Source organism: Streptomyces flavusporus (genome assembly GCF_046267975.1).
Taxonomy (GTDB): Bacteria; Actinomycetota; Actinomycetes; order Streptomycetales; family Streptomycetaceae; genus Streptomyces; species Streptomyces flavusporus.
The window spans coordinates 9,471,858-9,496,033 of the sequence record NZ_CP176503.1 but is presented as its reverse complement, the minus strand read 5'-3'; the positions used below and the strand labels follow the sequence as shown (position 1 = coordinate 9,496,033).

Sequence of the window (24,176 nt, the reverse complement as noted above, 5' to 3'; positions counted from 1 at the left end):
AGGAGACGGTGCGGTGCAGGTCGGGGCGGGGAACGCGTGGCGGGGGCTGGTCCACGTGGCGTTGGTGGCAGGGCTGTTGGCGGGCTGCGCGGACGGGGAGGACGAGGCCCCCGCGAGCACGTCGGCGTCGGCGGACGCGGCCGGCGGCAACGGCAGCGGCGATGTCGCCAGGAGCGGCGGCACCATCGGCGCCGAGGGATCGGCCTGCGAGCTGCCGGTGACGTTCGACATCGCCGAGAACTGGGCGGCGGAGTCCGTCGACGCCGCTGCCGGCGGGGCAGCGGAGGAACTGGCCGACGCCCTCCTCCAGCAGGGCCCGGTCACCGCCGCCTGCGAGGTGGACGCCAAGCCCGCCGGGAACATCGGCTTCCTCCGTGTCTGGACCGGCGAGCCGGGCGACGACGACGCGCGCACCGTCCTTGAAGCCTTCGTCGCAGCCGAGGACGGGGTGAGCAAGGAGAAGTACAGCTCCTTCGAGGCGGGCGGTCTCACCGGCGCCGAAGTGGAGTACCTCTACACCAGCGAACTGCTGGAGGAGACCAAGAAGGAGCGCGCGCTCGCCGTCACCACCCCGGACGGCCCGGTCGTCCTGCACCTCGGCGGGATGGACACCGAGGAACACGAGGCGATGCTCCCGGCGTACGAACTCGCCAAGCGCACCCTGCACGGTTCCTGAGGGGCGCCCCGAGGTGTCAGCCGGCGAGCCCGGCGAGCCAGTCCGTGAGGATCCGGTTGACCTGCTCGGGGCGTTCCTGCTGGACCCAGTGGCCGCAGTCGTCGAGGAGATGCGAGGCGACCAGGCCGGGCAGTGTGTCGGGGAACGCCTCGATCGCGTCGGCGAGCCAGGTGACGGAGGCGTCCCTGGCCCCGCCGACGAACAGGGAGGGCTGGGTGAGGGGCGCGCCGTGATGGCCGGCGAGGTCCGCCCAGTCCCGGTCCATGTTCCGGTAGCGGTTGAGCGCACCGCTCAGGCCGGTGCGCTCGAACTCTCCGGCGAAGACGTCGAGTTCGTGCTCTCCGAGCCAGTGGGGAAGCCGCTCGGCCGGGAGCCGGTCGCGCAGTCGGCCGCCGGGTCCGACGAAGTGCGGGTCGGGAGCGCCGGGATCCGGCATGGTGTCGGCGGACAGGGCGGCGTAGAAGCCGGCCAGCCAGCCGCGTACGTCGGGCTCGATCTCCGCCTCGGCACGGCCGGGCTGCTGGAAGTAGGAGACGTAGAACTCCTCCGTCCCGCCCATGGCGGCGAAGACGTCGCTCGGCTTCGGCCCGCCGGGCGGGCTGTAGGGCACACCGAGCAGTCCGGCGGCGCGGAACACATCGGGCCTGAGCAGCGCGGAGGTGGCGGCGACGGTCGCGCCCCAGTCGTGCCCGACGATCACGGCGGACCGCTCGCCCAGGGCCTCCAGCACGGCCACGTTGTCCGCCACCAGCTCCAGCATCCGGTAGGCGTCCACGGGGTCCGGCCGGGAGGAGCGGCCGTAGCCGCGGACGTCGATCGCCACCGCTCGGTGGCCGGCCGCCGCCAGGGCGGGCAGCTGGTGACGCCAGGAGTACCAGCCCTCGGGGAACCCGTGCACGAGCAGCACCAGCGGTCCGCTGCCCTGTTCCACCAGGTGGATCCGGCCGGCGGGTGAGGGCACCAGACGGTGGGTGAGGTCGTCGGCGGACGGGTGCGGCATGGTTCCTCCCGAAGCGGTGAGCGGGTCGTCCGGCGTCGCCGGAGAGGGGGGACGCGGCCCCGTGCCGTCCGCCGGTGTTCCTCGATCATCCGGCCGTCGGCGGCACAGGGGCGAGGCCCGTTGCCGTTCCGGCAAAACGCCCTGACGGGACGGGGTCGCTGTGGCATCGCATTCCGTACGCTCCCGCGTTCGCGCCCGCCCGGGTGCGGGCAGGGGTCGTCGTGGCGCATTCTTGCTGTGTCGCCTGCGCGACGGCGCGCACGGACGAGGTAGGGCCGATGACTGGGAGCGTCGAGGGCCGGAACGCAGAGCCCGGACGGCTGGCCACGCTGCTGGCCGACGTCGCGGCCGAGGCGATCCGCGCCACCGACGGGCGCGCCGCGGGAATCTACCTGGCCTCCGGCGCTCCCGGCGTTCTGCGGCTGGCCGTGCTGATGGGGCTGCCCGGGCGCCTGTACCGGCCGTGGTGGCGGCTGCACGCGCACCGCCGGTTCCCGGTCGCCGACGCCTATCGGCTGGGCGTGCAGGTGGTGCTGCCGAATGTCACGGAGGCCATGCGCCGCTACCCCCAGTTCGCGGCCGCTCTGCCGTTCCCCGTGGGGACGATCTGTGTACCCGTCCCGGGGAAGGAGGGACCCTACGGCGTGCTGACCGTGCTGCGGCCGGCCGCCTCGGACGCCACCGAGGTGCTGGCCGAACGGGACCGTCTGGCGGAGCTGGCCGAGGATCTGGGGGTGGCCGTGCGGCGCCTGGAGGAGGACGGGGAGCCGCTCGTGTGGGACGACGAGCCGCTGTGCGTACGGCCGCCCGGCACACGGCTGACGCCGGTCCGGATCGGGCGTTTCACCTGGGACCCGGCAACCGACGTCGTCACCGCGGACGATGCCGCGCGGGCCCTGCTGCGGCTGCCGGCCGAGGCCCTGCCCGGCCCCGCCGAGACCCTGACCGGGGCCGTGGCCCCGGGCGAGGCGGATCGCTTCCTGGAGCTGCTGTGCCAGGCGTCCCGTGGTGGGCCGCCGCCCGCACCTGTGCACCTGCACACCCCCGACGGCGCGCCGCGGCTGGTGGAACTGTGGAACCCGGACGTCACCGACCGCAGGCCCGCCGCCGGTGCTCCGTACCCCGTCGGCGGGATCGTGCTCGATACGGCCTCGATGGCCGACGCGGCCGCCGACCAGCTCCCTCAGGGCGTTTTCTGCCTGGACCGGCTGGGACTGATCGGCTACGCCAATCCGCGTGCCGCCGAACTCCTCGGCGAGCCGCGGGCGCGGTTCCTCGGCCGGCCCCTGTGGGAGGGTGTGCCGTGGCTCGGCGAGGCGGCCTGCGAGGACCATCTGCGCGCGGCCCTGCTCTCTCCCGACCCGGTGCACTTCCACGTCCGGCGGTCCGGCCGTGCGGGAGAGCCGCACGATCGAAACGACGGTGACTGGCTGGCCGTGTCCGTCCATCCGGGCCCGGACATCCTGACCTGCACCGTCGCCCCGGCGAACCGGGGGACGGAGGCTCCCGCAGCGCCGGCGCCCACGCCCGCGCCGGCGTCCGCCGACGCCTCCGATGCCGAGGTGGCCGCGAGCTCACCGGTCCACCAGCCGATCGTCCTCGCCATCGCACTGACGGAGGCGGCCACCGCCCGGCAGGTCTCCGCGGTGGTCACGCAGGAGCTGCTGCCCGCGTTCGGCGGCCGTCGGCTCGCCATCTACCTGCTGCAGGAACGGCACCTCTACCTGGCCTGGGAGACCGGGTTCCCGCCGGGATTCCTCGCGCCGTTCGAGGGCGTGAGCCTCAGCGCCCGGCTGCCCGGCGTCGAGACGCTGACCACCGGCCAGCCGCTCTTCTTCGACTCGATGCAGGCGCTGTCGGCCGCCTACCCCGGCATCCCCCTCGACGCGACCGAGGGAGCCCGCGCCTTCCTCCCGCTGATCGCCTCCGGGCGGCCGGTCGGCTCCTGCATCCTCGGCTTCGACCGGCCCCGCAGCTTCAGCACCAAGGAGCGCACCGTCCTGACCGCGCTCGCCGGGCTGATCGCGCACGCCATGGAGAAGGCGCAGCGCTACGAGACGGAGGCCGCGCTGGCCCGCGGACTCCAGCGGGCCCTGCTGCCCCGGCGGCTGCCCGACCACCCCCGGGTGGAGACCGCGGGCCGCTATCTGCCCGGCACCCAGGGCATGGACGTGGGCGGGGACTGGTACGACGTCGTCGAGGCCGGAGACGGCATCGCCCTGGTGATCGGCGACGTCCAGGGACACGGTGTGCAGGCGGCCGCCACCATGGGCCAGCTGCGCAGCGCGGTGCGGGCGTTCGCGCTCGACGACCGGCCTCCCGACGAGGTCATGAGCAGCACCAATCACCTGCTCATCGACCTCGAGCCCAGCCAGTTCGCGACCTGCTGCTACGTGCGCCTCGACCCCGTCACCGGCCTGGCCCGGGTCGCCCGCGCCGGTCATCCGCCGCCCCTGCTGCGGCACCCGGACGGCCGCACGCACGTCCTGGACCTCCCCGGCGGGATCGTGCTCGGCGTGGACCCGCTCGCCCAGTATCCGGTGACGGAGCTGCCGATGGATCCCGGCGCCGTGCTGGCGCTGTACACGGACGGTCTCGTCGAGCGGCCCGGCGGCGACATCGACGAGGGGATCACCGCGCTGCGAGTGGCCTTGGCCAAGGCGGGCGCCACGGCCGGGCGGCCGGGCGGCCGCTCGCTGGCGGCCGTCGTGGAGCGGCTCACCGTCACGGCCCGGCATGCCGTCGACCGGCACGACGACATCGCGCTGCTGCTGGCGGCCCGCCGCACCGGGCCCTCACACTGATGTCCGGCCGACATGCGTACGCTCCGCCACAGTGCGTGACGTCTCTCGCCTCCCGGGGGCTCGGCAGTGTAGACAGGGCACATGGTCCGACAATTGGGTCCATCCCGGGCTCAGTCCACCAGTGCTCTCCGAGCAGTGCGCGACCAGTGCGCGCCTGCGCGGAAGCTGTTCGTGCGCGAGTGGCGGGCGCGGTCGGCGCCGGACGGCTCACCGGACCGGAAGCAGCGGGGGAACGGACGGCCGGGACGGGGCCCGGCGGCGGGGGTGCGGTCGGTGCTGACCGGGCTCAGTGTCGCCGGGCAGGTCTTCGTCCTCCAGGTCGTCATCGTGCTGCTGCTGGTGGTCGTGGCGGTGGTGGCGCTGGTACTGCAGGGCCGCTACGACAGCACCCAGGAGGCCCGCAACCGGTCGCTCGCCGTCGCCGAGACGTTCGCCAACGCCCCGGGGACTTTGGAGGCGCTGAGGAGCTCGGACCCGACAGCCGTCCTGCAGCCGCGGGCGGAGGCGGCCCGCGAGGCGACGCACGTCGACTTCATCGTTGTCATGAACACCGACGGGATCCGCTACACCCATCCGCTGCCGGACCGCATCGGCAAGCGCTTCGTCGGGAACATCGCACCGGCGCTGGCCGGGCGCAATGTGACGGAGGAGATCGACGGCACCATCGGCCGGCTGGTGCAGGCCGTGGTGCCCGTCAAGGACGGCGACGGGAGGGTGGTGGGCCTGGTGTCGTCCGGCATCACCACCGAGCACGTGGGAGGTGCGGCCAACCGGCAGCTGCCGATGGTGCTGTTCTCGGCGGCCGGGGCGCTGGTCGTCGCCACCGCGGGCACGGCACTGGTGAGCCGACGGCTGCTGCGGCAGACCCGCGGGCTGGGACCGCGCGAGATGACCCGCATGTACGAGCACCACGACGCGGTGCTGCACGCGGTGCGGGAGGGTGTGCTCATCGTCGGCGGCGACGGCGGGCTGCTGCTCGCCAACGACGAGGCGCGCCGGCTGCTCGGCCTGCCCGACGACGCCGAGGGCCACCATGTCCGCGACCTCGGCCTGGAACCGGGGACCGCCGAACTGCTGGCGTCGGGACGGGTCGCCACGGACGAGGTCCACCTGGTCAAGGACCGACTGCTGGCGGTCAACCAGCGGCCCACCGATCTGCGGGGCGGCCCGCCCGGCAGCGTCGCGACCCTGCGTGACTCGACGGAGCTGCGGGCCCTGTCCGGCCGGGCGGAGGTGGCGCGGGAACGCCTCGACATGCTGTACGCCGCCGGTGCGGGCATCGGGACGAGCCTGGATGTCACCCGTACCACCGAGGAACTGGCGGAGCTGGCGGTGCCCCGGTTCGCGGACTTCGCCACTGTCGATCTGTTCGACGCCGTGCTGGGCGGTGAGCAGCCCGAGCCCGGGACGGAGCTGCGCCGCACTGCCTTCGCCGGCATACGGACGGACCCGCCGCTGTATCCGGTGGGCCGGCGGATCCGGTTCGTCCCGTCCTCGCCGCAGGCCCGCAGTGTGCTCGCCGGCCGAGCGATCATCGAGCCGCGACTGCGGGAGGCACAGGGCTGGCAGGCGCAGGACCTCGAGCGCACCGCGCAGACCCTTCAGTACGGCATCCACTCGCTGATCACGGCACCGCTGCGGGCGGGCTCCCTGATCCTGGGCGTGGTCACGTTCTGGCGCATGGAGAATCCGGAGCCGTTCGACGCGGAGGACCGGGCCCTCGCGGAGGAACTCGTCGCCCGCGCCGCGGTCTCCATCGACAACGCCCGCCGCTACACGCGCGAGCACAGCATGGCGGTGACACTTCAGCGCAGCCTGCTGCCGCGCAGCCTGCCCGAGCAGAGCGCCCTGGACATCGCCTACCGGTATCGGCCCGCGCAGTCGGGCGTCGGCGGCGACTGGTTCGACGTACTGCCCCTGTCCGGCGCCCGGGTCGCCCTCGTCGTGGGCGACGTGGTGGGCCACGGGCTGCACGCCGCCGCCACCATGGGGCGCCTGCGCACGGCGGTGCACAACTTCTCCGCCCTCGACCTCGCGCCCGACGAACTGCTCGGCCTGCTCGACGAACTGGTCGCCCGGATCGACCTGGACGAGGTCGACGAGAGCGATGCGGCGGAGGGCGGCAACGCTCCGGTCACGGGCGCGACCTGTCTGTACGCGATCTACGATCCGGTCGTGCAGCGCTGTTCGATCGCCCGCGCCGGTCATCCGCCGCCGGCGCTGGTCCGGCCGGACGGCAGTGTGGAGTTCCTCGACGTGCCCGCCGGTCCCCCGCTCGGGCTCGGCGGTCTGCCGTTCGAGACGGTCGACGTGGAGGTGGCCGAGGACAGCCGGCTGGTCCTCTACACCGACGGGCTGGTCGAGGACCGGGAGTGGGACATCGACACCGGCCTGGATCTGCTGCGCACCGCCCTGGAGCAGGCGGGCACATCGCCCGAGGACACCTGCCGGGCTGTGCTGGACTCCCGGCTGCCGGCCCGGCCGAGCGACGACGTCGCCCTGATCGTCGCGCGCACGCGGGCGCTCGGGCCCGACCGGGTCGCCGCCTGGGACGTGCCGTCCGATCCGGCGGCCGTCGCGGAGGTGCGCGCCTCCGTCATCCGGCGGCTGACGGAGTGGGGGCTCGAGGACCTGACGTTCACCACGGAGCTGATCCTGAGCGAGCTGGTCACCAACGCGATCCGGTACGGCGGGTCACCCATCCGCGTACGGGTGCTGCGCGACCGGAGCCTGATCTGCGAGGTGTTCGACAGCAGCAGCACCGCACCCCATCTGCGATACGCGGCGATGACCGACGAGGGCGGGCGGGGTCTGTTCCTCGTCGCGCAGCTCGCCGAGCGCTGGGGCACGCGCTACCTGCCCGGCGGCAAGGTCATCTGGGCCGAACAGCCGCTGCTGTGAGGTGACCGGCTGACGGCCGTACGCGGCACCGGGCCCGGACACCGGCGTGCCGGCGTCCGGGCCCGGTCTTGCGGCGGACCGGTGTCAGCCGCCGTCGAGCCTGCTGCGCAGGAGTGTCTTGCCCAGTTCGGCGCCCTTGCGGCTGTCCGCCTGGGCCTTGCGGAACAGGTCCACGACCTCGGTGTCCTTGTCGCGTTCGGCGTCCTGGATGTAGGTCTCCAGGCGCAGCGCGTTGCTCAGGCATGCCTCCACGTACCAGATCAGGTTGTAGTCCTTGTCCGGCGTGCCGGTCACGCCGCCGGTCTCCGTGCCGCTGGTCATGCGGGCCTCCTCCTTAGCTCTGCCGAGGCGAGTACGTCAGCGCGGCACGGGTACCCCGCTGTCCGCCGTACACACGGTCGGAGCGGATCGACCCGGGGCGTGTCGAGCACATGCCCGACCGTCGAACGGAACCGCCCCAAACGCCAGCCGCGCCACCCCTTCCGCCGGATAGAAATATCTACAAGCATGCATATGCCTGGTCGGCATGCGGCCGACGGAGATCCTCCGGAGCGGAACATGAGCGATCTGATCTGGACGCGCGGAGTGGAGTGGCTGGCCGCCGCCGCGCCGGACCCCAAGGAGTGCAAGCGGGAGTGGGACCGCGGCGACGGTGTCGCCCTCTTGGCGGCCGGGCGTTTCTGGGACGTACTGACCGTCCCCGATCAGCTGGGCCTGTTCACCCTGGATCTGCTGTGGCGGCCCTCGCTGCCGGTTCCGGGTCCGACACTGATGGACACCGCCGCACACCGGGTGGGGTTCTTCCTCCCGCCGGACCCGGACAGCCGGTGGATCGGCGCCGGTCTGCGGCACGCGGGCAAGGGCTCCTGGGTGGCGGTTCCTCCGCCGTACCGGTCGGCCCGGTTCCTGGAGTGGCTGATCCCGCCCGACGGGACCGGGGCGCTGCACGCGCCCGCCACCCTGGAGCTCGCCCTGCGTCAGGCGAACGGCACTCTCTCCGTGCTGGAGCCCCTGTGCGGCCAGTAGCGCGTCAGAAGCTCCGCTCCGCTCTGCAGGTCCTCGCCGGCAGGGCGGCGAAGGAGACCCACTGGACTTCCGGATGGGCGGGCACACACCGCCCCTCGGCCCGCCACTGAGCGACGAGTTGGGCGTAGATCAGCGAGCGGCACCAGCCCCCGCCGGTCAGTTGAGCATAGGGGCCGGGTACGGGATCGCTTGCCGGCCGGCGCCGCGGCGCCCGGGAAGGTCGGTCCATGCCGAGGGCAACGCCCGAGGCCGTACCGGTGGTACGCGAACACGCCGGGCACTCACCGGACCGGGTGAGCGCACCCCCCGATTGGAGTAACGCCGGCCTACCTGTACCCGGCCGACCGGGTTCGTCACTCTCAACTCGCCCGCTGAGTACGGCAATTCCGACAGATTGCCACCGAAGTGAACAGCGAACAGGCAGTTTCGACCCCAAGCCTCATCACCTCATGCAAGAACGGTCGCTGCCGGTTGTAGTGTGCTGTAAGTGCCCCCAGGACAGAGACTTTTCGAGCCTGTCCTGCCCGACCTCCCTCCTGGAACCCATTCGATGATCGAATTACCGGACCTGGTCGTCGGCGGTCTGGCCGTCGGCACACTGTCCGCGCTGGCCCTCGGCGGCGGGCTGCTCCGGTCCCGCCGGCAACAGGCCCTGCAGCAGGCCGAGATCGCCGCGCTGCGCCGCCAACTCGACGGCACCCTCCAGGCGTTCATCGCGGAAGTCGGGTACCTCGCGGCGCAGCGCGTTCCCGCGGCCGCGCGGCAGCTGGCCCATCCGCATGTCGCGATGCCGGGCCCGCGGCATCCGCATTTCGCCGACACACCACTCGGCGGCGCCCTGGACGACGTACTCACCGCCCTGCGCCTCGAGTTGACCGGCCAGCGCACCCGGATCGACGCGGCGGCCCAGGCCGGGATGCGCGGTGCGACCCGGGAGATCCAAGCGGCCCTGTACCGGCTGCAGGACGCCCTACGGGGACTGCAACAGCAGTACGACGACCCCGAGTTGGCCCAGACCCTGTTCGAACTGGACCACGAGAACGAACAGTCGCTGCGTCGGGCGCAGATCGCCGCGGTGGTGTGCGGGGCCTGGGTGGGGCTCGCCCGTGAGGAGTCCCACCTGGTCGACGCGGTGACCGGCGGTCAGGCCCGGCTCGCGGGCTATCACCGGGTGCGGGTGCACAACCATCTCGCGGCGGGCACGGCCCTGGTGTCGCACGCCGTCGAGCCGGTCGCGATCATCGTCGCGGAGCTCCTCGACAACGCGCTGCGGCACTCCGCGCCGGACACCGACGTGACGGTCAACCTGGAGCACGTCCACCACGGCGTCTGCGTCACGATCGACGATGCCGGCCTCGGCATGACCCAGGACGAACGGGCCCGCGCCCAGCGGCTGGTGGCCGGTTCCGAGCCGATCCTGCTGACCGACCTCGGTGATCCGCCCCGGATGGGTCTGGCCGCGATCGGCCAGCTCACCCGGCAGTTCGACCTGAGCGTGGACCTCTCCTCGCCCTCCCCGTACGGGGGCGTGCGCGCGGTGCTGCTGGTCGACAGCCATCTGCTCAGCCGTATCGACCCCGAGGAGCGTCCGCCGGCGGCCAGCGCCCCGCGGTCGACCCGCCGGGAGCCGGATGCCGGGACCGACGAGGCCGTCACGTCCGCCCCGGCCCACGCGTACGGCATCGAGCAGGACGACGACGCCGACGGTGTCGTGTCCGAGCACGACGGTCCACGGGACGCAGGGGGGCTCCCGCAGCGGCGTCGCCGCAGCCGTGCCACTGCCCCCGACACGCCCGCGCCCCGGAGACCGGCGCGCCGGCCCGAGGAGGCCGCGGCCGCCCTCGGCGCCCTGCAGTCCGGTACCGCGGCGGCCCGCTCCGGGACCGGGACCACCGGTGGGGAGACCCGGCCACGGGGGTGGGCCGAGGCAACCGCCGACGACACGGAGATGACCGACCAATGACCGACTACGAAGGGGGAGCGGCTCGATGACCAGCCGCGATGCGGGCGACACGGCATGGGTGCTCGAACCGATCCTGCAGGTACCGCATGTCGTGGCCGCCGTTCTGCTCACCCGGGACGGGCTCGTCACCGGGTACACCGACGCGCTGACCCGGCCGTCGGCCGAGCGGGTGGCGGCCATCACCAGCACCGTACAGGGCGCCTGCCGGACGGCCGCGGCGGCGTTCGCCGACCGGGAGCGGGCCGAGGTGCGCCAGGTGGTCATCGAGTCCGACCACGGCTATGTGCTGATCGTGCCGACGGACCACGGCACGGTCGTCGCCGCGTACGGGGACGCCGAGGTGCGTCTGGACCTGCTGGCGCACCGGGTGCACTCGCAGGTGGCGCGGCTCGGCGAGAAGGCGATGGCCGCCGCGCCCCGGGGAGCCGACGGCGGCGCGTCGGCATGACCGGCCGCCCCGGCGGCCGCCCCCTGGTTCCCGCGTATCTGTCGACCGGCGGCGTGGCGCGGCCGAGCCGTCCGCAGCTGGAGCGGCTGTCGGTGCTCACCGGCACCGGCGAGCCGGCGCCCGGCGATCTGCCGGCCGCCCAACTGGCCCTGCTGGAGGAGCTGGACGACGGATCGCTGACGGTGGTGGAGGCCGCGGCGCTGCTCCGGCTGCCGGTCTCCGCGGTGCGGGTGCTGGCCGCCGGCCTCGTCGACCGGAACCTGGTGCTCGCCCGCGCGCCGATCCCACCCGCCGAACGGTTCGACCCCGACCTGCTGAAGAGAGTGGCCGATGGCCTCCGCGCCCTCAAGCACAACTAGCGGCATCCACCTGCCCCACAGCGCCCGTGACCTGGTGAAGATCCTGGCCGCGGGGCCGTTCGGGGTGGGCAAGACGACCCTCATCGACTCCGTCTCCGAGATCCGCCCGCTGCACACCGAGGAGCAGCTCACCGAGGCGTCCGCGCAGGTGGACGATCTCGCCGGGGTGCGGGAGAAGTCGACGACCACGGTCGCCATCGACTTCGGCCGGATCAGCCTGCCCGGCGGGATCGTGCTGTATCTGTTCGGCACGCCCGGGCAGGAGCGGTTCCGGTCGCTGTGGGACGACATCGCCTACGGGGCGCTCGGCGCGCTCGTTCTGGTGGACAGCCGCCGTGTCGACGCCTCGTTCGACGTGCTCGGTCTGGTGGAGGAGAGCGGCCTGCCGTACGCGGTCGCCTTCAACGCCTTCCCCGACGCGCCCCGCCACCACACCGAGGAGCAGCTGCGCGCCGCCCTGGACCTGGAGGCGGACACGCCGATGGTGACGTGCGACGCCCGGGAGAAGGACTCCTCCATCGACGCGCTGCTCGCCCTGGTCCAGCATCTGATCGACCGCCACCCTCCGGAGCGCCGGTGACCACCCATCCCCCTGCCCAGCAGACCTTCTCCCGTTCGGTGCCCGTGCGGCTGTGGGAGGACGGCTTCGCGCTGGATCCGTACCGCTACTACGCCGACCTGCGCGCCCAGGGCCCGATCGGCTGGGCGGAACTCGCGCCGGGTGTGCCGGCGTACGTCGTCACGGACCGGCGGGCCGCGCTGGACCTGCTGCACGACACCGAGACGTTCTCGCACGACCCCCGGCCGTGGGAGGCCACCGTCGCCGACGACTCGCCGGTCCTGGGGATGATGCGCTGGCGTCCCAACACCCTGTTCGCCGACGGTGCCGCGCACCGTCGCTACCGCACCTCGCTGATCGACACCTTCGACCTGGTCGAGCCGCACGATCTGCGGGCGCGGGTGCACCGGGCGGTGCATGTGCTGGTGAGCCGGTTCGGGCCGCGGGGCGAAGCCGACCTGGTGGGTGACTTCGCCCGGCCGCTGATGGCCCTGGTGTTCAACAGCCTGTTCGGGCTGCCGGACAGCCAGAGCGACCGGCTCAACGCCGCCCTGGGCAAGATGATGGAGGGCGGCGCACAGGCGGCCGAGGGCGAGGCGGAGTTCGGCGGATACGTCCTGGAGCTGATCGCGGCCAAGGCCGAGGAGCGCGGCGACGACCTGCCGAGCCGGCTGCTGGACCATCCGACCGGGCTCACCCCGGAGGAGGTCACCTGGCAGGTGTTCCTCACCCTCGGCGCCGGGCACGAACCGACCGCGAACCTGGTGTCGAACGCGCTGTCGCGGATCCTCGGCAACCCGGACTACTACTCCACCCTGACGAGCGGCGCCCGTCCCGTGACGGACGCGGTCGTGGAGGTGCTGCACCACGAGACGCCCCTGGCCAACTACGGCATCCACTTCGCCCGCAGGCCGCTGTCCTTCCACGACGTGTGGATCCGGGCCGCGGTGCCGGTGGTCATCTCCTACGGGGCGCTGGCGTACTTCGCCGAGCAGGAGCACGGGGCCGACCGGCACCCGGGCGACGCCTCGCACCTGTCGTGGTCGGCCGGCCCGCACACCTGTCCGGTCAAGCAGCACACGCTGCTCATCGCCACCGAGGCGATCGAGCGGCTCACCCAGTGGCTGCCGGATCTGGAGCCCGTCCTGCCCCGTGAGCGTCTGACCTGGCGGCCGGGTCCCTTCCACCGGTCGCTCACCGCGCTGCCCGTGCGTTTCACCCCTCGCTCCCCCGACCAGCCAGGAGACCGCCCGTGACCGTGACCGACCGCATCGCCCTCGACCCGTTCGGCGCCGACATTCCCGGCGAGAGCGCCCGGCTGCGCGCCCTCGGTCCCGTCGTGCCCGTGGAGCTGCCCGGCGGCATCCCCGCCTGGGCTCCGACCGGCTACGACGTGCTCAAGCAGCTGATCCTCGACCCGCAGGTCAGCAAGGACCCGCGGCAGCACTGGAAACTGTGGCCGCAGATCGGGGACCACCCGTCCTGGGGCTGGATCCTGGGCTGGGTCGGCGTGGTCAACATGCTCTCCTCGTACGGCGCCGACCACACGCGGCTGCGCAAGCTGGTCTCGCCCAGCTTCACGCACCGGCGCACCGAGGCGATGCGTCCGCGCGTCGAGGCGGTCACGGCCGAGCTGCTCGACGCACTGGAGTCGGCCAGGGCCGACGGTGGCGTGGTGGACGTGAAAGCGGGCTTCGCCCAGCCGCTGCCCATGCGCATCATCTCCGACCTGTTCGGTGTGCCGGACGAGCTGCGCGAGGACACCGCGCGGCTCATCGCGGCGATCATGGACACCACGGATCCCAGTCCGGAGCACGCCGCGCTCGTGCAGCAGCAGATCGGCACGGTACTGCCCGCCCTCATCGCCCACCGCAGCGAACACCCCGGCGACGACCTGACCACCGAGCTGATCCGGGTGCGCGACGAGGACGGCGACCGGCTCAGCGACGAGGAGCTGCTGTACACGCTGCTGCTGGTGATCGGGGCCGGTTTCGAGACCACCGTCAACCTCATCGGCAACGCGGTCGTCGCCCTGCTGCGCCGGCCGGAGCAGCTGGCGGCAGTGCGGGCCGGGGAGATCACCTGGGATGCGGTCGTCGACGAGACTCTGCGGGTGCATCCGTCCATCGCCGCGCTGCCGCTGCGATTCGCCGTCACGGACCTCGAGGTCGGGGATGTCACCATTCCGGCCGGGGACGCCATCATCACGACGTACGCCGCCGCCGGTCTGGATCCGGCGCACTACGGGCCGGACGCGGATGTCTTCGACGCCTCGCGGGGCGCCGACGACCATCTGGCGTTCGGGATCGGTGTGCACCGGTGCATCGGCGCGCCGCTGGCCCGCATGGAGGCGCTGACCGCGCTGCCCGCCCTGTTCGAGCGTTTCCCCGAGCTGCGGCTGGCCGTCGGTGAGGGCGAGTTGCGGCAGGTGCCGTCGTTCATCGCGTTCGGGTGGCAGGAGGTGCCGGTGCGGCTGGACGTGTGAGGCCCGGCTCCGGACTCGGTGTGGCAGGGACGCGACCGGTCCCCCGTTCCGGTCGTGCCCCTGCGGCTCGTTGAACCTACGTGCAGGGCGGATGGATTGTGAACCGCGTCGATGCCCGCTTCGCGGGCCGGAGGACTCAACCGTGCACAGGTGAGTCCGGATGGCCCGGATTCGCCCCCTGCAGGCCGGGCTGGTCGAGGTCGCCCAGCGCGAGGTGCGCCAGAACCACTTCGTAGAGGTCGCTGCCGCCGGAGAGCAGCTGCCGTTCGAGGACGGGCTCGGCGCTGCGCACATGCTCCCGTACGGTCTGCGCGTGGACGCCCAGCAGCTGCGCGGCCCGTTCGGCGTTACCGCCGGCCGCGATCCAGGTGCGCAGGGTACGGCGCAGGTCCCTGGCGTCGGTGTCGAGGCGTCCCAGCAGGTCGCGGGCCCAGGTACGCACGGCGGGCCCGGCCAGCAGCTCGTCGAACCCGGTGCAGACCGCATCGCCGAGATCGCCGACGTCGCCGGGGACCTCCACGAGGCCGGCCTGTGTGTTCAGCGCCAGATGGACGGCTGCCCGGACGGTGAGGTCCGACAGGTCCGTGCGCAGCAGGCCCTCGACGCGTTCCATGCGGGCACGGACGGTGTTGCGGCTGACACCGAGGACCCTGGCCGTGTTGACGGCGGTGAACTCCAGGCCGAGTCGGGTGGTGGCGAGGAGTTCGGCGCGGGTGTGGTGCGGCACGGTGTCCAGGGGCCGCAGCAGACCGACCGTCCAGTCGCGCAGCGCGGTCGGGTCCATCAGGCGCTCGGGGTGGGTGCGCTCGGCGTACACGGCCGCCTTGTCCGGGCGGAAGTGCGCCACGGCGAGGGCGCTGACGGCCTGGCCGTACGCGGTGGCGGTCTGGGCGAGGCTCTGCCGGGCGCTGCCGCCGAGGAAGGTGTCCGGGCGGCCGTCGACCAGCGAGCGCAGCTCCGCGGCCGCGGCCTCGCCGGGGGTCAGGACGATCACATGCGAGTCCACGGCCGGGCAGCGCACCACGAGGGCCTGTTCCGAGGTCGCGTTCAGGCATTCCTCGGCGAGCCGGTCGCGGTCGTCGGGGCGGCTCTCGGCCACGTAGACGCAGGCGGTGTCCGTGTCCAGGAGGCCGGGCCAGAGGCCGGCGGCGACCCGGCGGGCGGAGACGGTGTCCTCGACCATGAGCAGTTGCAGGATCGCCAGGCGCAGGTCGGAGGCGGCCCTGCGCAGACGGTGTCCGGCCGCGGCGCTCTCCCGCGCCCGCAGCAGGAGTTCGAGCACTCCAGCGGTGTGGGTGACGATGTCGGAGGTGCGCCGGTCGAAGGGGGCCGGGCGGGTCACCGCCAGCACGCCGGCCGACGCGGGCCGCGGCAGCTCGACCCTGACCAGCCGCTGGTGGTGTCCGCCGTCCTGCAGCGCGGCGGAGGCGATCCGGCCGACGGCGATGTCCGCGACCAGGTCCTCGTCGAGCGGTGTCCGCGTTCCGGCGAGGAGGGTACCGGCGTTGTCCTGCAGTGACACGTCCGCGTCCGCGGCGTCCGCGAGCCAGGCGACGACCCTGCGGACGTCCCGCGCGGACGGTCTGAGATGGTCGAGTAACTGCTGTGCCCACGTCGGATCCGTGCCGTCCGCCACGTCCACGCGACGGCCCTCGTCATCTCGGCCAGCCACGTCGGCCCTGCCTCCTTCTGCTCGTTCCGTACCCCACGTCGGGGTCACCGGTCGGGGACGTTACCTCAAGCGTGGTCGAGCGTCCCTGTGGCTTTCACGGGCCGGACGGCATACGGCGGCAGGAAACGGGCCCGACCAAGGCCCGGCCGCGGCCCTCGACGCGACTCCCGTGCGGGCACGGGCCAGTCTGCCCGTTCGTCGCCGCTTCCCGGGCATAAGCTCGGTAGATGGCGAAGTACTACGACGTGCACCCCGACAACCCCCAGCCGCGCACCATCGCCCAGGTCGCCGACAGTGTCCGCTCGGGGGCGCTCATCGCATATCCCACGGACTCCTGCTACGCGCTCGGCTGCCGACTGGGCAGCCGGGACGGCATCGAGCGGATCCGGACCATCCGCAAGCTGGACGACCGGCATCACTTCACCCTCGTCTGCCAGGACTTCGCGCAGCTCGGCCAGTTCGTGCGGGTCGACAACGACGTGTTCCGCACGATCAAGGCGTCGACGCCCGGCAGCTACACGTTCATCCTGCCGGCGACGAAGGAGGTGCCGCGCATGCTGCAGCACCCGAAGAAGAAGACCGTCGGCGTGCGCATCCCCGACCATGTCGTCACCCAGGCCCTGCTCACCGAACTCGGTGAACCGCTGCTGTCCAGCACCCTGCTCCTGCCGGACGAGGACGAGCCGATGACCCAGGGCTGGGAGATCAAGGACCGGCTCGACCACGTGCTGGACGGCGTGGTCGACTCCGGCGACTGCGGGACCGAACCGACGACGGTGATCGACTTCTCCGGGGGCGAGGCGGAGATCGTCCGGCGCGGGGCGGGTGACACCACGCGGTTCGAGTGAGCGGCGGGGCAACGGGTTTCTTACCCGCACATGTCACGATGGCCGCCGCGGGCCTGTCGAGCCGACGGGCCCCACGTCGCCGACCGCGCAGAAGGCAGCCAGCCATGACCGCCGTACAGGGAACGGACGTTGACATCCCCACCGAGGACGGCACCGCCGACGCCTATCTGACCCACCCCGGCGACGGCGGCCCGCATCCGGCGGTCCTGTTCTACATGGACGCCTTCGGGCTGCGGCCGCAGCTCAGGTCGATGGCCGACCGGCTGGCCGGAGCCGGGTACACCGTCCTGGTGCCGAACGTCTTCCATCGTCACGGGCGCGCCCCGGTCGTGGAGTTGCCCGAGTTCATCGACGATGCGGCACGCGGCGGGCTGTTCGAGCAGATCCGCCCGGCGGCGCAGTCCCTGACGCCAGAGGTCGCGATGCGGGACGCCGGCGTGTACCTGCGGTGGCTTGCGGACCGCCCCGAGGCGGCGGACGGCCCGGTCGCGGTGACCGGCTACTGCTTCGGCGCGCGGCTGGCGCTGCTCACCGCCGGGACGTATCCGGAGCGCGTCGCGGCGGCGGCCGGTTTCCACGGCGCACAGCTGGCGACCGACGCGCCGGACAGTCCGCATCTGGTGGCGGACCGCATCACCGCGGAGCTCTACTTCGGACATGCCGACGAGGACCCGTCCATGCCCCTGGAGCAGATTCAGCGCCTGGAGGACGCGCTGACCGCGGCGGGCGTCCGGCACCGCTGCGAGGTCTACTCGGGCGCGCCGCACGGGTTCACGCAGGCCGACACCTCGTCGTACCACGCCGAGGGGGACAAGCGTCACTGGGCGGCACTGCTGGACCTGTTGGACCGCACCTTCTGATCCGCCGGCGGCGCCCGCGGTCCCGAGCCGCCGGCGCCGCCGTCAACGTCTTTCTCTGCCGCACTCATTGACATGCTCGCGCCTTGACGCAACGCTGAGAGCGCTCTCAACACCAGGTACGGACCAACTCCCCCCACACCCGCACGGAGGTGGAGAGTGCTCGCAATCCTCAGACACCGGTGGCCGGCCGTGGCCGCGGCGGCGGCCCTGCTCGGCGCGCTGCTCACGTTCGGCACAACGCCGCCCGCGGACGCGGCGGTGCCCGCGACGATCCCGCTCCAGATCACCAACAACTCCGGTCGCGGCGATCCGCTCCACGTCTACATCCTCGGCACCTCGCTGACGACGGGTCAGCAGGGCTGGGCCGACGCGAACGGTACGTTCCATCCGTGGCCGGCGGGCGGCAACCCACCGACGCCCGCCCCGGACGCGTCCGTCCCCGGACCGGCCGCCGGGCAGTCCAGTACCATCCGGATCCCCAAGCTCTCCGGCCGGATCTACTTCTCGTACGGCCAGAAGCTCGTGTTCAAACTGGCCACGGGCGGTCTGGTGCAGCCGGCCGTGCAGAACCCGAGCGACCCGAACCGCGACATCCTCTTCAACTGGTCCGAGTACACGCTCAACGACTCGGGCCTGTGGCTGAACAGCACGCAGGTCGACATGTTCTCCGCGCCGTACTCGGTCGGCGTGCAGCGCGCCGACGGCAGTGCGAGCAGCACCGGCCGGCTGGAGCCGGGCGGCTACAACGGGGTGTTCAGCGCGCTGCGGGCCCAGTCGGGCGGCTGGGGCGGACTGATCCAGACGCGGTCCGACGGCACCGTGCTGCGGGCGCTGTCCCCGCTGTACGGGCTGGAGACCGGGACCCTTCCCACTTCGGCCATGGACGACTACATCGACCGGGTCTGGCAGAAGTACGCCACGACGACGCTGACGGTCACGCCGTTCGCGAATCAGCCGGACACCAAGTACTACGGGCGCGTCTCCGGCGGCGTCCTGAACTTCACCAACGGCTCCGGGACGGTCGTCACCAGCTTCCAGAAGCCCGACGCGAGCAGCGTCTTCGGCTGCCACCGGCTCCTCGACGCCCCCAACGACGAGGTGCGCGGCCCGATCTCCCGCACCCTGTGCGCGGGCTTCAACCGCTCGACGCTGCTCACCAACCCGAACCAGCCGGACACCTCGGCGGCGAACTTCTACCAGGACGCCGTGACCAACCACTACGCCCGGATCATCCATGACCGGATGGCCGACGGAAAGGCCTATGCGTTCGCCTTCGACGACGTCGGCCACCACGAGTCACTCGTCCACGACGGCGACCCGCGGCAGGCCTATCTGACCCTCGATCCCTTCAACTGAGCTGTCCCTCCAAACGACCGGTGCGCCGTTGGTGCGGTGCACCGGTCGAGCGGCGATCTCGGGAGCGTCACCAGTGCCCCGGCTCGGTGCCGACGACCGGCTCCGACGGCTTGCCGTCCACCCCGACCGGCACGTCCCCGGCGAGCATCACCCGGTGCATGATCCGGGGGAAGCCGAGGTGGGCGTTGTCGCTGGGCGCGAGGTGGATGGTGGCCCGGTTGTCCCAGAAGGCCACGCTGCCCGGCTCCCAGCGGAAACGGACGGTGTACTCGGGGCGGACCGCCTGCTCCAGCAGCATGTCCAGGATCGCCCGGCTCTCGGCGCGGGAGAGGTCGGCGATCTGCTCGACGTAGTAGCCGTTGACGTACAGCACCCGCTCCCCCGTCTCCGGGTGCACGCGCACCAGCGGGTGCACGGAGGCGACCTGATGGTCCAGCAGATGCCGGACATAGGCGTCGTCGCCGGGCCGCGGCTGGTAGCCGACGCCGAGCCGGTGCTCGGCCCGCAGCCCGTCCACGAACTCACGTACCGGGGCGGACAGTCCGGCGTACGCCGCCGCCAGATTCGACCAGGTGGTGTCGCCGCCGTACGGCGGGGCGGTCTCGGCGCGCAGGATGGTCGCGGCAGGCGGGTCGACACGGGCACCGTGGTCGCAGTGCCAGCCGCGCAGCAGGGTGTGCCGGCGGCGCTGCAGCCACTCGTCGTGCTCCATGCCGAACCGCCCGCCGAGCTCCAGCCGGTCGGCGGTCGTCTCGATCTCCGGGAAGTCGGCCGGTGACGCTCCCCCGCGCCGCCCGAGGACGACCGGTTCGCCGAACCGGCGCGCGAACGCCACATGCGCGGCATGGTCCAGCCGCTGCCCGCGGAAGAAGACGACCTTCCAGCGCAGCACCGCCGCCCGGATCACGGCCACCTGGGCGTCGTCCAGGCCGTCGGCCAGATCGACGCCCGCGATCTCGGCCCCGATGTGCCCGGCGACCGGCTGCACCTCCAGCCCGGCGTCCCGCGCCGCCTGGTCCGTCGTACGGCTGTCCGTCGTCATGCGCACTCCGTTGGTCGTGGATGTCTCGACTTCCGGAGAGATCGTGACAGCGATCGCCGACCGAGGCGACAGCGCCACACTTCAAGACGACGGACCCGCCGGTCTCACACCGTGAACTCCCGTATCACCGTGTTCCGGAACACCGCCCGGCCGCCGATCGTGAACAGTGCGAGCCGGTCGTCGAGGAGATACGGGAAGACCTCCGACGAGTGCACGTACCGGCCGTCGTCGACGAACATCTCCACCGACGTGCGGTCGACGAGGATCCGCAGCCGCACCCGGCGGGCGGAGGGGTCGAAGGGGCTCTTGCTCTCCTGCCATCGGCCGGAGGCGTCGGGGTTCACGGTGGGCCGGCGGTTGAGGAAGGCGTAGTCGCCGTAGACGCCGGCGTCGATGTGGCGGACACCGTCGGGGGAACGGCGCAACTGGAGGCCGGCGCCGGTCAGTTGGTCCCAGGTGATCTCGCACGTCACCTCGTAGGCCGTGCCCCGGTGGTCGAGGACTCGGGTGCCGTCCACCTCCAGGTCGCCGAGGTTCAGCGTGCGGGACACGTACGAGTCCAGTGCGGCAACGGGACGTGAGGCGAAGTAGTACATGCCGGACGGAGCGCGCTTGAGCACGATCTCGCGGACGATCGAGTCGGTGCCGTTGAAGCCGTCGCAGTCGATCGTGGGTGTGGTGTTGGCGTAGTCCCAGTTGTTCAGCCAGCCGATGGCGTACCGCGTGCCCTCGTCGAGTCGGCCGTCCGCGTCCCGTTTGTCGAAGGTGACCGCCCCGTACCAGTCCCAGCCGTGGTCCAGCCACTGCGGCTCGGACGCGTCGGGCGTGAAGGTGGTGCCGTCGAAGGCTCCGGTCCAGTAGGCGTAGGTGTTGGGCAGTCCTGAGCCCTTGCCGTTGGCGCTCGCCCCCAGCACCCAGCGCACGGTGCCGTCCTCGGCCCTGATGCGGAACAGGTCGGGGCACTCCAGCACGCCGATGCCGTCCTTGACGAAGCCGCTCACATAGGTCCAGGACCTGAGGTTCGACGAGTGGTAGAAGCCGATCTTGTTGTTCTCGGCGAGCGCCATCACCCACCGGCCGCGCTCCCCGTCGCGGATCACCTTCGGGTCGCGGAAGTCGCGCACGCCGGGGTTGGCCAGCACCGGATCGGTGCCGTGGTGGGTGAAGGTGCGGCCGCCGTCGGTGGAGTAGTACAGGTACTGGGCCTGCGAGTCGGCGCCCTCCACGGGTTCCATGGTGGCGAGCACGACGACCGCGCCCGCCCCGAAGCCCGCGGTGTCGTCGGTGTCCACGACCGCCGAGCCGGACCACACGTCGCCGTTGGGTGTGGTGTCCTTGGGCACGGCGATCCCTCGGTCCGTGAAGCGGACCAGGTCGGTGCTGGTGGCCAGGCGCCAGGCGGTGCCCGCGGTGGTGCCGCCGGTGAAGTAGTCCGGGTTGTACAGGTAGTAGTAGTGGTACTCGCCGTCGACCCAGATCGGGCGCTGAGGGTCGTTCTTCCACTGGTCGGGGACCGTGAAGTGATACCGGGCACGGTAACTCGCGCAGTCGGCCCGGGTCTTGGGCCCGGCCGTGGCGGGCACGGCAGGCAGTAACGCGGCCGCGGTCCCCGCGGCCGAACCGGCGAACAGTGCTCTTCTGGTCATCCCACGCATCACGCATCGTTCCTCTCGTCAGAACGGCGGCTCCGTGGACCAGGACTGTGCGGCCTAACTCGTTAAAGGTCAAGTGTTCGCGGGCCTTGACAGGCAGGTGACACGCTTCTCATCATCTGGGGCATCACACCTTGGCTAACACGAGTTAGGCCCTCCGAATGACCGACTCGCACCTCACTCGCCGCGCGCTGCTGCGGTACGGCGCCTACGGCGCGGGTGCCGCCGCGCTGGCCGGCACCGCAGCGAGCTGGGACCGGCTCACCGGAGCCGACATCCCCGGCCGGGACGACGGCTCCCTCGTCGTCGCCACCCTCGGCCCCGCCTACGGGCCGGAGGCCGTCCGCACGCTCACCGAAGGTTTCAAGCAGGTCCACCCCGACATCAAGCTGCGGATCAACGCCGTGCAGGCCGTCGACTGGTCGGACTTCTTCGCGAAGATCCTCACCCAGATCGCGGCAGGCACCGCGCCCGACCTCGTCTACGTCGCCACCGAGGGCGTGCAGTTGTTCGCGCAGCGCCTCGGGGTCCCGCTGGACGACTGGGTGAAGCGGGACGCCGGGGAGCTGCGTGAGTACTTCGCCGACGTCCATCCCTCGCTGGTGGAGTCGATGATGTACGAGGGCAGCCTGTACCAGCTGCCGGTCGAGTTCAACGCGGCCGACATCTACCTCAACACCCAGGTGCTCAAGCGCGCGGGCGCGGACTTCCCGGCGGCCGACTGGACCCGCGACGACTTCACCGCGCTGCTGCGGGACATGAAGAAGTCCAGCGGCTCGCAGTTCACCCCGTACTTCTGGACCAACCGGCTGTGGGGCGGCGTGGTGCCCTGGTTGTTCGCCAACGACACCAACCTGCTCGCCGAGTCCAAGGCGCCGGGCGGCGCCTGGCTGTGGGACTCCTTCTATCCGGCCGCCCAGCGGCAGGGGCGCGGGGGCGGTTTCCGCTGGACCACCCCGCAGGCCACCGACGCCCGCGTGGAGGAGGCGTACGACTATCTCGCCTCCCTCATCCAGGAGGGCCTGTGCACCCGCCCCGAGGGCGGCAACGGCCAGAACCTCATCGGTGTGTTCTCCACCGGACGGGTCGGCGTCACGCCCGCGGGCGGCTTCTGGGCGGGCGGCCTGCACCTGGCGGGCATGCAGGCCGACGGCTTCGACGTGCAGTACTTCCCGCGCTGGCGCACCCAGCGCATGCAGTACGGCGCCGCCGGCTACGCGCTGCTGCGCACGTCGAAGCGGCAGGAGGAGGCCTGGGAGTTCATCAAGTACGCCGCCCGCCGGGACACCCTGATGCGACTGTTCGAGACCAACCAGACCACCCCGGCCCGCCGTTCGATGCTGACCGCCGACCGCTACCGGGAGATCGGCCCCAAGCACTGGCAGGTCTTCTACGACACCCTCGACAAGTTCCCCGACACCGGGCCGATCCCCGCGCCGCCGCAGGTCGCCGAGGTCGAGCAGGTGCTGCTCAAGCACACCGGTACCGCCCTGGCCTCCCGGCGCTCGGTGGCCCCCGCGCTGCGCCGCATGCAGGGCGACCTGGAGAAGGCCATGGAGCGTGACGTATGACGAACACCCAGATACCGGCCGTACGGCCGGAGCAGCCGACGGCACCACCGCCTGTCGCGCCCCGGCCCTCCGCCCGTGACCGTGGCACCCGACTGCTGGCCACGCTGTTCCTGGCGCCCACCGTCGTCGGCATCGTCGTCTTCACAGTCGTGCCGATCGTCGGCTCAGTGGTCCTCAGCCTCTTCCACTGGAACGTGATCGACGACCCGAGCTTCGCCGGGGCCGCCAACTACCGTGAGGTGTTCGGCGATTCGACCGTTCTGGTCTCCTTCCGCAACACGCTCGTGTTCATGGTGTTCGCGGTCGCGCTGCAACTGCTCATCGCCCTGATGCTGGCCCTGGCGGTGAACGGGCGCATGCCGGTGTGGCTGCGGTCGGTGTTCCGCTCGGCGTTCTTCTTCCCGCTGGTGCTGTCCGCCGCGTCGATCTCGGTGGTGATGAAGTACCTGTTCAACCAGGACTTCGGGGTCGTGAACTGGCTGCTCGGCTTCGTCGGGATCGCGCCGGTGCCGTGGCTGACGTCCGAGAACGCGGCGATGGCGACGGTCGTCCTGGTCTATGTCTGGCAGCAGTTCGGGTTCTCGTTCCTGCTGTTCGTCGGCGGCCTGAACAACATCCCCAAGGAGATCCACGAGGCCGCCTCGCTCGACGGCGCGACCGGACTGCGCAAGCACCTCGCCGTCACGCTGCCGCTGCTGTCGCCCACCCTGCTGGTCGCGTCGGTGGTCGGCATCATCAACGCGCTGCAGGTTTTCGAGCAGCCGTACGTCCTCACCAATGGCGGGCCCGGTGACGCCACCCGGACCGTGGTGATGGTCATCTACGAGAGCGCGTTCGAGCAGCTCCGCTTCGGTGAGGCGTCGGCGGTGGGCGTGCTGCTGTTCGTGCTGATCATGGCGGTCACCGCACTCCAGTTCCGGCTCAGCCGGCGTTTCGTCCACTACCAGTGAGCCG

Annotated in this window: 20 protein-coding genes; 15 read left to right on the top strand and 5 right to left on the bottom strand. The window is 72.0% G+C overall.

The genetic code is table 11. The annotated features are described in order from the left end of the window. The first annotated feature begins 13 nt into the window (after nt 1–13). Entirely contained in the window at nt 14–676 is a 663-nt protein-coding gene (locus ACKTSN_RS44770) for a lipoprotein (RefSeq protein ID WP_409474300.1), read from the top strand. Nucleotides 677–692: 16 nt separating this feature from the next. Here the strand turns inward: ACKTSN_RS44770 and ACKTSN_RS44765 are convergent, their stop codons facing one another. Beyond that, nucleotides 693–1,676, bottom strand: coding sequence for an alpha/beta fold hydrolase (locus tag ACKTSN_RS44765; protein ID WP_409474299.1), 984 nt, complete (start codon nt 1,674–1,676; stop codon nt 693–695). A gap of 278 nt (nt 1,677–1,954) precedes the next feature. Between ACKTSN_RS44765 and ACKTSN_RS44760 the strand changes: the two genes are divergently transcribed. After that, entirely contained in the window at nt 1,955–4,480 is a 2,526-nt protein-coding gene (locus ACKTSN_RS44760) for a SpoIIE family protein phosphatase (protein WP_409474298.1), read from the top strand. A gap of 81 nt (nt 4,481–4,561) precedes the next feature. Continuing rightward, complete coding sequence (locus ACKTSN_RS44755; protein ID WP_409474297.1) at nt 4,562–7,381, top strand: SpoIIE family protein phosphatase; 2,820 nt, start codon at nt 4,562–4,564, stop codon at nt 7,379–7,381. Between the two features lie 84 nt (nt 7,382–7,465). Here ACKTSN_RS44755 and ACKTSN_RS44750 read toward each other — a convergent pair whose 3' ends face one another. After that, nucleotides 7,466–7,702, bottom strand: coding sequence for a hypothetical protein (locus ACKTSN_RS44750; RefSeq protein WP_409474296.1), 237 nt, complete (start codon nt 7,700–7,702; stop codon nt 7,466–7,468). A 237-nt stretch (nt 7,703–7,939) separates the two neighbouring features. On the opposite strand from ACKTSN_RS44750, the gene ACKTSN_RS44745 reads away from it, so the two are divergent. The 7 genes from ACKTSN_RS44745 to ACKTSN_RS44715 all read left to right on the top strand — a co-directional run bounded on the left by ACKTSN_RS44745 (nt 7,940) and on the right by ACKTSN_RS44715 (nt 14,221). Next, the gene (locus tag ACKTSN_RS44745; protein ID WP_409474295.1) at nt 7,940–8,407 is read left to right on the top strand and encodes a hypothetical protein; all 468 of its coding nucleotides are present in this window, start codon (nt 7,940–7,942) and stop codon (nt 8,405–8,407) included. A gap of 550 nt (nt 8,408–8,957) precedes the next feature. After that, nucleotides 8,958–10,370 carry an ATP-binding protein gene (locus ACKTSN_RS44740; RefSeq protein WP_409474294.1) on the top strand — a complete coding sequence of 471 codons (1,413 nt, stop codon included), beginning with the start codon at nt 8,958–8,960 and terminating at the stop codon, nt 10,368–10,370. Nucleotides 10,371–10,395: 25 nt separating this feature from the next. Continuing rightward, nucleotides 10,396–10,818, top strand: a complete 423-nt coding sequence (locus tag ACKTSN_RS44735; protein WP_129797836.1) for a roadblock/LC7 domain-containing protein — start codon at nt 10,396–10,398, stop codon at nt 10,816–10,818. Further along, entirely contained in the window at nt 10,815–11,177 is a 363-nt protein-coding gene (locus ACKTSN_RS44730; RefSeq protein ID WP_409474293.1) for a DUF742 domain-containing protein, read from the top strand. The genes ACKTSN_RS44735 and ACKTSN_RS44730 overlap by 4 nt, the downstream gene beginning before the upstream one ends. Further along, a complete protein-coding gene (locus ACKTSN_RS44725) occupies nt 11,149–11,757 on the top strand; it encodes a GTP-binding protein (RefSeq protein WP_409474292.1) in 609 nt (202 codons plus the stop codon). Before ACKTSN_RS44730 ends, ACKTSN_RS44725 begins: the two co-directional genes overlap by 29 nt. Then, nucleotides 11,754–12,992 (top strand): cytochrome P450, encoded by a 1,239-nt coding sequence (locus tag ACKTSN_RS44720; RefSeq protein ID WP_409474291.1) that lies wholly within the window; start codon nt 11,754–11,756, stop codon nt 12,990–12,992. The genes ACKTSN_RS44725 and ACKTSN_RS44720 overlap by 4 nt, the downstream gene beginning before the upstream one ends. Next, nucleotides 12,989–14,221, top strand: a complete 1,233-nt coding sequence (locus ACKTSN_RS44715) for a cytochrome P450 family protein (protein WP_409474290.1) — start codon at nt 12,989–12,991, stop codon at nt 14,219–14,221. The genes ACKTSN_RS44720 and ACKTSN_RS44715 overlap by 4 nt, the downstream gene beginning before the upstream one ends. 136 nt (nt 14,222–14,357) lie before the next feature. Here the strand turns inward: ACKTSN_RS44715 and ACKTSN_RS44710 are convergent, their stop codons facing one another. Next, a complete protein-coding gene (locus tag ACKTSN_RS44710) occupies nt 14,358–15,893 on the bottom strand; it encodes a helix-turn-helix domain-containing protein (RefSeq protein ID WP_409474289.1) in 1,536 nt (511 codons plus the stop codon). A 227-nt stretch (nt 15,894–16,120) separates the two neighbouring features. On the opposite strand from ACKTSN_RS44710, the gene ACKTSN_RS44705 reads away from it, so the two are divergent. From ACKTSN_RS44705 to ACKTSN_RS44695, 3 genes are all read left to right on the top strand, one after another. Then, a complete protein-coding gene (locus tag ACKTSN_RS44705) occupies nt 16,121–16,741 on the top strand; it encodes an L-threonylcarbamoyladenylate synthase (protein ID WP_409474288.1) in 621 nt (206 codons plus the stop codon). A 104-nt stretch (nt 16,742–16,845) separates the two neighbouring features. After that, nucleotides 16,846–17,601 carry a dienelactone hydrolase family protein gene (locus tag ACKTSN_RS44700; RefSeq protein WP_409474287.1) on the top strand — a complete coding sequence of 252 codons (756 nt, stop codon included), beginning with the start codon at nt 16,846–16,848 and terminating at the stop codon, nt 17,599–17,601. Nucleotides 17,602–17,757: 156 nt separating this feature from the next. Further along, nucleotides 17,758–18,957 (top strand): glycoside hydrolase family 64 protein, encoded by a 1,200-nt coding sequence (locus ACKTSN_RS44695; RefSeq protein ID WP_409474286.1) that lies wholly within the window; start codon nt 17,758–17,760, stop codon nt 18,955–18,957. A gap of 67 nt (nt 18,958–19,024) precedes the next feature. Here the strand turns inward: ACKTSN_RS44695 and ACKTSN_RS44690 are convergent, their stop codons facing one another. Both ACKTSN_RS44690 and ACKTSN_RS44685 read right to left on the bottom strand, forming a co-directional pair. Then, nucleotides 19,025–19,999, bottom strand: a complete 975-nt coding sequence (locus tag ACKTSN_RS44690; RefSeq protein ID WP_409474285.1) for a TauD/TfdA dioxygenase family protein — start codon at nt 19,997–19,999, stop codon at nt 19,025–19,027. A 104-nt stretch (nt 20,000–20,103) separates the two neighbouring features. Beyond that, a complete protein-coding gene (locus tag ACKTSN_RS44685) occupies nt 20,104–21,654 on the bottom strand; it encodes a glycoside hydrolase family 32 protein (RefSeq protein WP_409474284.1) in 1,551 nt (516 codons plus the stop codon). A gap of 158 nt (nt 21,655–21,812) precedes the next feature. On the opposite strand from ACKTSN_RS44685, the gene ACKTSN_RS44680 reads away from it, so the two are divergent. Further along, entirely contained in the window at nt 21,813–23,222 is a 1,410-nt protein-coding gene (locus tag ACKTSN_RS44680) for an extracellular solute-binding protein (RefSeq protein WP_409474283.1), read from the top strand. After that, nucleotides 23,219–24,172, top strand: a complete 954-nt coding sequence (locus ACKTSN_RS44675) for a carbohydrate ABC transporter permease (protein WP_409474282.1) — start codon at nt 23,219–23,221, stop codon at nt 24,170–24,172. Before ACKTSN_RS44680 ends, ACKTSN_RS44675 begins: the two co-directional genes overlap by 4 nt. The last annotated feature ends 4 nt before the right edge of the window (nt 24,173–24,176 follow it).

Bases quoted from the DNA above. Each gene is read 5' to 3' on its own strand.
- ACKTSN_RS44755 (WP_409474297.1), top strand. From the start codon at position 4,562: ATGGTCCGACAATTGGGTCCATCCCGGGCTCAGTCCACCAGTGCTCTC.
- ACKTSN_RS44705 (WP_409474288.1), top strand. From the start codon at position 16,121: ATGGCGAAGTACTACGACGTGCACCCCGACAACCCCCAGCCGCGCACC.
- ACKTSN_RS44750 (WP_409474296.1), bottom strand. From the start codon at position 7,702: ATGACCAGCGGCACGGAGACCGGCGGCGTGACCGGCACGCCGGACAAG.
- ACKTSN_RS44675 (WP_409474282.1), top strand. From the start codon at position 23,219: ATGACGAACACCCAGATACCGGCCGTACGGCCGGAGCAGCCGACGGCA.
- ACKTSN_RS44745 (WP_409474295.1), top strand. From the start codon at position 7,940: ATGAGCGATCTGATCTGGACGCGCGGAGTGGAGTGGCTGGCCGCCGCC.
- ACKTSN_RS44765 (WP_409474299.1), bottom strand. From the start codon at position 1,676: ATGCCGCACCCGTCCGCCGACGACCTCACCCACCGTCTGGTGCCCTCA.
- ACKTSN_RS44685 (WP_409474284.1), bottom strand. From the start codon at position 21,654: ATGCGTGGGATGACCAGAAGAGCACTGTTCGCCGGTTCGGCCGCGGGG.
- ACKTSN_RS44760 (WP_409474298.1), top strand. From the start codon at position 1,955: ATGACTGGGAGCGTCGAGGGCCGGAACGCAGAGCCCGGACGGCTGGCC.
- ACKTSN_RS44725 (WP_409474292.1), top strand. From the start codon at position 11,149: ATGGCCTCCGCGCCCTCAAGCACAACTAGCGGCATCCACCTGCCCCAC.
- ACKTSN_RS44680 (WP_409474283.1), top strand. From the start codon at position 21,813: ATGACCGACTCGCACCTCACTCGCCGCGCGCTGCTGCGGTACGGCGCC.
- ACKTSN_RS44735 (WP_129797836.1), top strand. From the start codon at position 10,396: ATGACCAGCCGCGATGCGGGCGACACGGCATGGGTGCTCGAACCGATC.
- ACKTSN_RS44690 (WP_409474285.1), bottom strand. From the start codon at position 19,999: ATGACGACGGACAGCCGTACGACGGACCAGGCGGCGCGGGACGCCGGG.
- ACKTSN_RS44700 (WP_409474287.1), top strand. From the start codon at position 16,846: ATGACCGCCGTACAGGGAACGGACGTTGACATCCCCACCGAGGACGGC.
- ACKTSN_RS44730 (WP_409474293.1), top strand. From the start codon at position 10,815: ATGACCGGCCGCCCCGGCGGCCGCCCCCTGGTTCCCGCGTATCTGTCG.
- ACKTSN_RS44740 (WP_409474294.1), top strand. From the start codon at position 8,958: ATGATCGAATTACCGGACCTGGTCGTCGGCGGTCTGGCCGTCGGCACA.